The organism is Streptomyces sp. NPDC006283, assembly GCF_040613325.1.
Classification (GTDB): Bacteria; Actinomycetota; Actinomycetes; order Streptomycetales; family Streptomycetaceae; genus Streptomyces.
The window spans coordinates 25,965-34,996 of sequence record NZ_JBEXRZ010000067.1 but is presented as its reverse complement, the minus strand read 5'-3'; the positions used below and the strand labels follow the sequence as shown (position 1 = coordinate 34,996).

Here is a 9,032-nt window from a genome sequence, read left to right as displayed (position 1 = left end):
GCCGGAGCTGCCCGGCAGCTCCGGCCCGTCCGGCGGTCGAGCGCACGTCCGTCACGCGGAGATGCCGTCGACCGAGATGCTGTCGATGCGGGTGATCGCGTCGTCCGCGCCGTACGGCTGCAGGTACGGCAGCCACCGCGGATCCCTGTGGCCGGTGCCGATGATGCGCCAGGCGAGCCCGCTCGGCGGTGCCGGCTGGTGGCGCAGCCGCCAGCCGAGCTCCCGCAGGTGCCGGTCGGCCTTGACGTGGTTGCAGCGGCGGCACGCGGCCACCACGTTGTCCCAGGCGTGCTGACCCCCGCGGCTGCGCGGAACGACGTGGTCGACGCTGGTTGCGACGCCACCGCAGTACATGCAGCGCCCGCCGTCGCGGGCGAAGAGCGCTTTGCGGGTAAGAGGAACGGGCCCCCGGTAGGGGACCCGCACGAACCGCTTGAGTCGCACGACGCTGGGCGCGGCGATGACGCGGGTCGCGCTATGCATGAAGGCGCCGGACTCCTCGAGGCAGAGAGCCTTGTTCTCCAGGACGAGGACGAGCGCGCGGCGGAGCGGTACGACGCCGAGGGGCTCGTACGACGCGTTGAGGACCAGGACGTGCGGCACGGTGGATGCCTCCTTGTACGCCGGCGGCGCGTGGCTCGCGCCGGGACGATCTGTCATCAGTTTCGCCTCATGGCCGCTCCCGGCGCCACCACGTACGCGTAACGGGCTCGAGGTGTTTTCCGCCACAAGGTGTCCGGGGTACCCCCGCTCGGGCCTCGGACGACCGCGACGGCCCTTCCGGGCGGGCCGGTGAGCCTTGTCTCTTGGGCGCCGAGGCAGCCGGATCGGGCCGGATGCCCGGTTAGGGTTATTGGTCTCCCCTCGCAAGCCTGGAGGTTCCTTTCGTGACCGCCTTCTGGTCGTCGGCCCTGCTGCAGACCGAGCCCTCGCCCACTCCCGTCACCCTCGACGAGGCCGCAAAGCGTGCCGAGAACGCGGCGGGATGGGTCGAGGAGAACTGGTCCACCTGGCTGAACACGGGACTGCGTATCGCGCTGATCCTGGTCGTGGCGCTGGTGCTGCGGATGCTGGTGCGCCGGGCGCTGACAAAGCTGATCGCCCGGATGAACCGCTCCGCGCAGGCCGTGGAGGGCACGGCGCTCGGCGGCCTGCTGGTCAACGCCGAGCGGCGGCGCCAGCGCTCGGAGGCCATAGGTTCCGTACTGCGCTCGATAGCTTCGTTCGTGATTCTCGGCACCGCGGGCCTGATGGTCCTCGGCGCCTTCAAGATCGATCTGGCGCCCCTGCTCGCGTCCGCGGGTGTGGCGGGCGTCGCGATCGGTTTCGGCGCGCGCAACCTGGTCACCGACTTCCTGTCCGGGGTCTTCATGATCATGGAGGACCAGTACGGCGTCGGTGACTCCATCGACGCGGGCGTCGCCTCCGGCGAGGTCATCGAGGTGGGGCTGCGGGTCACGAAGCTGCGCGGCGACAACGGCGAGATCTGGTACGTGCGCAACGGCGAGATCAAGCGGATCGGCAACCTCAGCCAGGGCTGGGCGACGGCGGCCGTCGATGTCACCGTCCGCTCCTCGGAGGACCTGGACCACGTCAAGGCGGTCATCGGCGAAGTCGCGGAGGACCTCGCGAAGGCCGAGCCGTGGAACGAGCAGCTGTGGGGCCCTGTCGAGGTGCTGGGGCTGACCGAGGTGCTGCTGGACTCGATGACGTTCCGGGTCTCCGCGAAGACGATGCCGGGCAAGTCGCTCGGGGTGGAGCGGGAGCTGCGCTGGCGCATCAAGCGCGCTTTCGACGCGGCGGGCATCCGCATCGTCGGCGGGCTGCCCCAGCAGGCCGACGAGGCCGCGGCCGACCCGACCGCCGGCATGGCGGCCCCGTCGGCGTTCGCCTCGTCCGTGTCACCCCAGTCGGTGGCCGCCTCGCCGATCCCGCCGCCGGCGAGTCTTTCGAAGTGACGGCCGCGAGCGCTCGCCGCTGACCGCGGGCTGTCACCGGCGCCCTCGTCCTTTCACGCAACTTCTTGCGACGCCCCCTTCGGTAACTCTTTGGTTGCCCAGGGGGCGTTTGCCATTGACGGGTGTCCGCGGGCGGCCTACTTTCCTCCTACGGAATAGGAAACTTTCCTAACAGTCCAGGTCGCAAGGCCGGAGCCGAGAGGCAGGTGCATCCGTCGTGGCCGGAACCACGCCCGGTACCCCGCGCGTCCTGCGCGCCATGAACGACCGTGCCGCGCTCGATCTGCTGCTGGAGCACGGCCCCCTCTCCCGGACCAGGATCGGCAAGCTCACGGGCCTGTCCAAGCCCACCGCGTCGCAGTTGCTGGCCCGGCTGGAGGCCGCGGGGCTGGTCGTCGTCACCGGCACCACGGAGGGGCGGCCGGGCCCGAGCGCCCAGCTGTACGCGCTCAACGGACGCGTGGCCCACGCGGCGGGCCTGGACGTCACCCCCGAGCGCATCCGTGCCGCCGTCGCAGACATCACCGGCACGACCGTCGGAGAGTTCGAGCTCGCCACTCCCGGGCGGCGTGCCGACAGCGTCGTACGCCAGGTCACCGACGCCCTCGACGGGGCCGTGAAGGCTGCCGGCCTCACCCGCTCGGACGTGCACCGCCTCGTCATCGGCACGCCGGGTGCCTTCGACCCGTCCACCGGCCGGCTGCGGTACGCGTCCCACCTGCCCGGCTGGCACTCCCCCACGCTGCTCGACGAGCTCGCGGCCGCGCTGCCGATGCCCGTCGAGTACGAGAACGACGTCAACCTCGCCGCGGTCGCCGAGCAGCGCGTCGGCGCGGCCCACGGTCACGACACCTTCGTGCTCCTGTGGAACGAGGAGGGCCTCGGCGCCGCCGTCGTCATAGGCGGTCGGCTGCACCGCGGATTCACCGGCGGCGCCGGCGAGGTCGGCTTCCTGCCCGTGCCCGGCACCCCGCTGGTGCGCCAGGTGACCAAGGCCAACAGCGGCGGCTTCCAGGAGCTGGCCGGTGCACAGGCGCTTCCCCGACTGGCACGCGAACTCGGCCTCCAGGACGTGGGCAGCGGCCCGCATGCCGAGGTCGCGACCGCGCTGGTCGCCAGGGCCGCGGAGAACGACTCGGGGTCGTACGGTCAGCTGCTCGACGCGTACGCGACGGGGCTCGCGACCGGTCTGGCGTCCATGGTGGCCGTGCTCGACCCGGAGCTGGTCGTCCTGTCCGGAGAAGTCATCGCCGCGGGCGGGGAACCGCTGCGGACCCGCGTACAGGCGGAGCTGTCCGAGCTGGCCGCCTCCCGGCCGCGCCTCGTGCTCGGGGCCGTACGCAAGCACCCGGTGCTGCGCGGGGCGCTGGAGAGCGCACTGGCCACCACCCGCGACGAGGTCTTCGACACCTCCCGCTGACCGCACCACCACCCCGCTTCACCTTCCCCCGACCCGTCCTTGTCACAGGGAGGCACCGTCATGCCCCGAAACCGCCGGACCACGGCCGCCGCACTCGCCGCGACCGCCGCGATATCGCTGCTCGCAACGGCCTGTACCGGGCAGGCGCAGAACACCGCCTCGGACGATCCGAACGCCGAGACGACGCTCACCTTCTGGCACGGCTGGTCGGCGCCGAGCGAGGTCGCGGCCATCGAGGCGAACATCAGGTCGTTCGAGAAGGCGCACCCCAACATCAAGGTCAAGACCGTCAAGGGCATCACGGACGACAAGCTGAACCAGGCGCTGCGCGCGGGCGGTTCGAACGCGCCGGATGTGGTCTCCTCCTTCACCACCGACAACGTGGGCCGGTTCTGCGCCACCAACGCGCTCGCCGATCTGAAGCCGTTCCTCGAGAAGTCGGGGATCGACCCGGCGAAGACCTTCCTGCCGCAGATGGCCAAGTACACCGAGCACGACGGGAAGCGGTGCGCGGTCCCGCTGCTGGGGGACGCGTACGGCCTCTACTACAACAAGAAGGCGTTCGAGGAGGCCGGGATCACCGCGCCTCCGAAGACCCTCTCCGAGTTCGACGAGGTCGCGAAGAAGCTCACCAAGGCCAAGGGCGACAGCTACGAGCAGCTCGGCTTCATGCCCAACTTCCAGGGCTACGAGACGACGTTCGAACACTACGCCTCGCAGTTCGGCGTGGAGTACTTCGACGCCGAGGGCAAGTCCAACCTGGCCGAGGACCCGGCCGCGAAGGAACTGTTCACCTGGCAGAAGAACCTCGCCGAGAAGCTCGGCGGGTACAAGAAGCTGGAAAAGTTCCGCACCGGCCTGGGCGACGAGTGGGGCCCCAAGCACCCGTTCCACACCGGCCAGGTGGCCATGCAGCTCGACGGCGAGTGGCGCGGAAAGATGGCAGCGGACGCCGACCTGAAGTTCGAGATCGGCGCGGCGCCCTTCCCCGTCCCGGACGACCGGGCGGCCGACTACGGCAAGGGCTACCTCTCCGGCACCATCCTCGGCATGGCGAACGTGAGCAAGAAGCAGAACGCCGCCTGGGAGCTGGTGAAGTACCTCTCCACCGACACCGACGCGGTCGTCTCCTTCGCCAACGCGATCCACAACGTGCCCTCGACCGTGGCGGCCCTGAAATCGCCCGAGCTGAACGACGATCCGCTGTACCGCACGTTCGTGAACATCGCGCAGCATCCCAAGAGCGCTCACGCGCCCTCGTCCGTCAACGGCGGTGCGTTCCTGCTCACCGCGCAGGACCTGGGCGTGCGCTACGAGGCCGGCCGGGAGAAGGACCTCGACGCCGGCCTGCGGAAGACCGACGCCCAGGTCGACAAGGACAACGAGCAGGCCCGCTGATGGCCGCCACCGCCCTTGACGCCGGCCGCGCCCTGCGGACGAGGCGGCGCAGGTCGGCCCTGCGCACGCTCGGTTTCCTCTCCCCGTGGCTGATCGGGTTCGCGGTCTTCTTCGCCTACCCGCTCGTCTCGACCGTCTACTTCTCCTTCATGAAGTACGACGGGTTCGCCCCGCCGACGTGGGTGGGCCTGAAGAACTGGTCGTACGTCTTCACCGACTACCCCTTCTTCTGGCCCGCCCTGCGCAACACCCTGTGGCTGGTCGTCGTGATGGTGTCGCTGCGGGTGGTGTTCGGGATCGGCATCGGACTGCTGATCACGAAGATCAGAACGGGGGCCGGGATCTTCCGGACGTTCTTCTACCTGCCCTATTTGGCCCCGCCGGTCGCCGCGACCATGTCCTTCGTCTTCCTGCTCAACCCCGGTACGGGACCGGCGAACACGATCCTCGAGGGGATCGGGCTGCCGGCCCCCGGCTGGTTCACCGACCCGGCCTGGTCCAAACCGTCGCTGACGATCCTGGCCCTGTGGGGCATCGGCGACCTGATGGTGATCTTCATGGCGGCGCTGCTCGACGTACCGAAGGAGCAGTACGAGGCGGCGGAGCTGGACGGTGCCCGCGCCTGGCAGCGGTTCCGCTTCGTCACGCTCCCGAACATCTCGCCGATCGTGCTGTTCGCCGTGATCACCGGTGTGATCGCGACGATGCAGTACTACACGGAGCCGCTGGTGGCGGCGAAGGTGGCGAGCGGGGTGATCGGCGGCTCCGGCCAGCAGTTCGAACCCGGATACCCGGACAAGAGCACGCTCACCGTGCCGCAGACCGTGTACAACCTCGGCTTCCAGCGCTTCGACACCGGCGCGGCCTGTGTGGTCGCCCTGGTGCTGTTCGTCCTGGCCATGGCGTTCACGGCGTTCCTGATGCGGCGGCGCTCCGGCTTCATGCCGGCGGAGGACTGAACCATGACCACCATGACCCCGACCGCGTACCCCTCGGCGGCACAGCGCCCGAGGGGCACCGCCGCGCGGCGCTCCGCACGGCGCCGGGCGGCGCTGGAGTGGATCGCGATCCACTCGCTGGCGATCGCCGCCTCCCTTTTCTTCCTGCTGCCGTTCGTCTTCGTGTTCCTGACCGCCGTGATGAGCGACGACCAGGCCCTCACCCGCGATCTGTGGCCGCACACCTGGGAATGGGGCAACTTCGCCACCGTCTGGAACACACCGGGCTTTCTGACCTGGTGGCGCAACACGCTGCTGTACGCGGGGCTCGGCACCGTGCTCGCCGTCGGCTCCAGCATCCCCGTGGCATACGCGCTGGCCAAGTTCCGCTTCCGCGGCCGCAACCTGGCGATGATGATGGTCGTCGCGATGATGATGCTGCCGCCTCAGGTCGTCGTCGTGCCGATGTACCTCTTCTGGGCGAAGCAGCTGGACCTGGCCGGCACCCTGTGGCCGCTGATCATCCCGTTCGCCTTCGGCAACGCCTTCACCATCTTCCTGTTGCGGCAGTTCCTGCTGACCATCCCGAAGGAGTACACGGAGGCGGCCAGGATCGACGGCTGCGGCGAGTTCCGCACGATGGTGCGGATCGTGCTGCCGATGGCCAGGCCGGCCGTCGCGGCGGTGGCGCTGTTCCACTTCTTCTTCTGCTGGAACGACTACTTCGGACCGCAGATCTACGCCTCGGAGAACCCGGCCGCCTGGACCCTGAGCTACGGCCTGGAATCCTTCAAGGGCGCCCACCAGACCGACTGGAACCTGACCATGGCCGCCACGGTGCTGATCATGGCCCCCGTGATCATGGTCTTCCTTCTTCGCACAAAAGGCCTTCATCGAGGGCGTCACACTGACCGGAGTGAAGGGCTAGTCAGACATGAAGCTCGCTGTCGTGGGGGGCGGTTCGACCTACACCCCCGAACTCGTCGACGGATTCGCGCGGATGCGCGACACCCTGCCCATCGAGGAACTCGTCCTGATCGACCCCGCCGCCGAAAGGCTCGAACTGGTCGGCGGCCTCGCCCGGCGCATCTTCGCCAAACAGGGCCATGGCGGCAGGATCGTCACCACCTCGGACGTCGACGCGGGCGTCGCCGGCGCCGACGCCGTCCTGCTGCAACTGCGCGTCGGCGGACAGGCCGCCCGCAACCGGGACGAGACCTGGCCGCTCGAGTGCGGCTGTGTCGGCCAGGAGACCACCGGCGCGGGCGGCCTCGCCAAGGCACTGCGGACCGTGCCCGTCGTCCTGGACATCGCCGAACGCGTCCGCCGCACCAACCCCGACGCCTGGATCATCGACTTCACCAACCCGGTGGGCATCGTCACCCGCGCGCTGCTGCAGGCCGGGCACAAGGCGATCGGCCTGTGCAACGTCGCCATCGGCTTCCAGCGGAAGTTCGCCCGGCTGCTGGACGTCGCCCCCTCCGACGTCCATCTGGATCATGTGGGACTCAACCACCTCACCTGGGAGAGGGCGGTGCGGCTGGGCGGGCCCGAAGGCGAGAACGTTCTGCCGCGGCTGCTGGCCGAGCACGGCGACGCCGTCGCCGCCGATCTGCACATGCCGAGGGACCTGATCGACCGCCTCGGCGTCGTGCCCTCGTACTACCTGCGCTACTACTACGGCCACGACGAGGTCGTACGGGAACTGCGCACCAAGCCGTCGCGGGCGGCACAGGTCGCGGAGATGGAGAAGCGGCTGCTGGAGATGTACGGCGACCCGGCGCTCGACGAGAAGCCGGAACTGCTCGCCAAGCGCGGCGGCGCGTACTACTCGGAGGCGGCCGTGGACCTCGCCGCCTCGCTGCTGGGCGGCGCCGGCTCTCCGTACCAGGTGGTGAACACCTACAACAACGGCACGCTTCCCTTCCTGCCGGACGACGCCGTCATCGAGGTGCAGGCGGCGGTCGGCACCAACGGGGCGACACCACTGCCGGTGGACGAACTCGACCCGCTGTACACCGGGCTGCTCGCGGGAGTGACCGCATACGAGGACCTGGCGCTGGAGGCCGCCCTGCGCGGCGGGCGCGACCGGGTCTTCAAGGCGCTCCTCTCGCATCCGCTGATCGGCCAGCACGAGTACGCCGAGAAGCTCACCGAGCAGCTGATCGCGCACAACCAGGAGCACCTCGCGTGGGCGTGACCGAAGTTCCTGCGGGGAGTCGCCCCGGGCCGCCCACGGCGCCCCCGGTGGTACTCGCCGTCGACGCGGGAAACAGCAAGACCGACGTGGCCTTCGTCGGCGCGGACGGCTCCGTGCTCGCCTCGGGCCGCGGGCCCGGATTCCAGCCGCCGAGGGTCGGTGTCGCGGCGGCCGTCGACATCCTGGCCTCCACGGTCGAGGAGGCCAGGGCCAGGGCCGGCATCACCGGCACGGTCGAGCATGTCTCCGCGTGTCTCGCCAACGCCGATCTTCCCGTGGAGGAACGGGAGTTGACGGCGGCCCTGCACGACCGCGGCTGGGGGCGCACCACCGTGGTGCGCAACGACACCTTCGCGATCCTGCGCGCGGGCGTGGACGAGCCGCGTGGCGTGGCCGTCGTGTGCGGCGCGGGCATCAACTGCGTGGGCATGCTGCCCGACGGCCGCACGGCCCGTTTCCCCGCGATCGGGAAGATCTCCGGGGACTGGGGTGGCGGCGCGGGCCTCGCCGAGGAGGCGCTGTGGTCCGCGGCACGCGCCGAGGACGGCCGCGGCGCGCCCACGGCCCTGGCCGCCACGCTGCCCGCGCACTTCGGCCTGGGGTCGGTGTACGAGCTGATCGAGGCACTGCACCTGGGCCGCGTCGCCGCCTCGCGCAAGCACGAACTGACCCCCGTGCTGTTCGCGACGAGCGCGGACGGCGACCCGGTGGCCCGCTCGCTGGTGCACCGGCAGGCCGAGGAGGTCGTGGCCATGGCGACGGTGGCGCTGCGCCGCCTCGAACTCCTCGACGAGGAGGTGCCGGTACTGCTCGGCGGCAGCGTACTGGCGGCACGCCACCCGGACCTGGACGGGCGCATCCGCGAACTGCTGGCGGCCGCGGCGCCGAAGGCGGCCGTCGAGGTGGTGACGGCAGCGCCGGTACTGGGGGCGGCGCTGCTGGGACTGGACCACGTCGGAGCGACATCGACGTCACGGGCGGCGCTGCGGACCCACTACGCGTAGACGTTGGGGGCGGGGCTGCCGCACGGGGCGGCCCCGCCACCCTCCTTCTTCGCGCTGTACCGATGTGCGGCTTCGCTTCGTGGGGGGATCCGGCCCCGGGCCCCGGCACCACGC

7 protein-coding genes and 1 pseudogene are annotated in these 9,032 nt (G+C 70.3%); 7 read left to right on the top strand and 1 reads right to left on the bottom strand.

Translation table 11 applies throughout. The annotated features are described in order from the left end of the window. Positions 1–51: 51 nt before the first annotated feature. Positions 52–603 carry an HNH endonuclease gene (locus tag ABZ070_RS16485; protein WP_356634294.1) on the bottom strand — a complete coding sequence of 184 codons (552 nt, stop codon included), beginning with the start codon at positions 601–603 and terminating at the stop codon, positions 52–54. A gap of 284 nt (positions 604–887) precedes the next feature. Here ABZ070_RS16485 and ABZ070_RS16480 point away from each other — a divergent pair, with 284 nt between their 5' ends. The 7 genes and pseudogenes from ABZ070_RS16480 to ABZ070_RS16450 all read left to right on the top strand — a co-directional run bounded on the left by ABZ070_RS16480 (position 888) and on the right by ABZ070_RS16450 (position 8,918). Then, the gene (locus ABZ070_RS16480; protein WP_356634288.1) at positions 888–1,958 is read left to right on the top strand and encodes a mechanosensitive ion channel family protein; all 1,071 of its coding nucleotides are present in this window, start codon (positions 888–890) and stop codon (positions 1,956–1,958) included. A 217-nt stretch (positions 1,959–2,175) separates the two neighbouring features. Next, positions 2,176–3,378, top strand: coding sequence for an ROK family transcriptional regulator (locus ABZ070_RS16475; RefSeq protein ID WP_356634286.1), 1,203 nt, complete (start codon positions 2,176–2,178; stop codon positions 3,376–3,378). A gap of 60 nt (positions 3,379–3,438) precedes the next feature. Continuing rightward, positions 3,439–4,776: an ABC transporter substrate-binding protein gene (locus ABZ070_RS16470; RefSeq protein ID WP_356634284.1), complete on the top strand. Its 1,338-nt coding sequence runs from the start codon at positions 3,439–3,441 to the stop codon at positions 4,774–4,776. Then, on the top strand, positions 4,776–5,735 hold the full coding sequence (locus tag ABZ070_RS16465; RefSeq protein WP_356634282.1) for a sugar ABC transporter permease: 960 nt from the start codon (positions 4,776–4,778) through the stop codon (positions 5,733–5,735). Before ABZ070_RS16470 ends, ABZ070_RS16465 begins: the two co-directional genes overlap by 1 nt. Before the next feature lie 12 nt (positions 5,736–5,747). After that, positions 5,748–6,642 (top strand): annotated as a pseudogene (locus tag ABZ070_RS16460) (carbohydrate ABC transporter permease). A 6-nt stretch (positions 6,643–6,648) separates the two neighbouring features. Further along, positions 6,649–7,914 carry a 6-phospho-beta-glucosidase gene (locus ABZ070_RS16455; protein WP_356634281.1) on the top strand — a complete coding sequence of 422 codons (1,266 nt, stop codon included), beginning with the start codon at positions 6,649–6,651 and terminating at the stop codon, positions 7,912–7,914. Continuing rightward, entirely contained in the window at positions 7,911–8,918 is a 1,008-nt protein-coding gene (locus ABZ070_RS16450) for a BadF/BadG/BcrA/BcrD ATPase family protein (RefSeq protein WP_356634279.1), read from the top strand. The genes ABZ070_RS16455 and ABZ070_RS16450 overlap by 4 nt, the downstream gene beginning before the upstream one ends. The last annotated feature ends 114 nt before the right edge of the window (positions 8,919–9,032 follow it).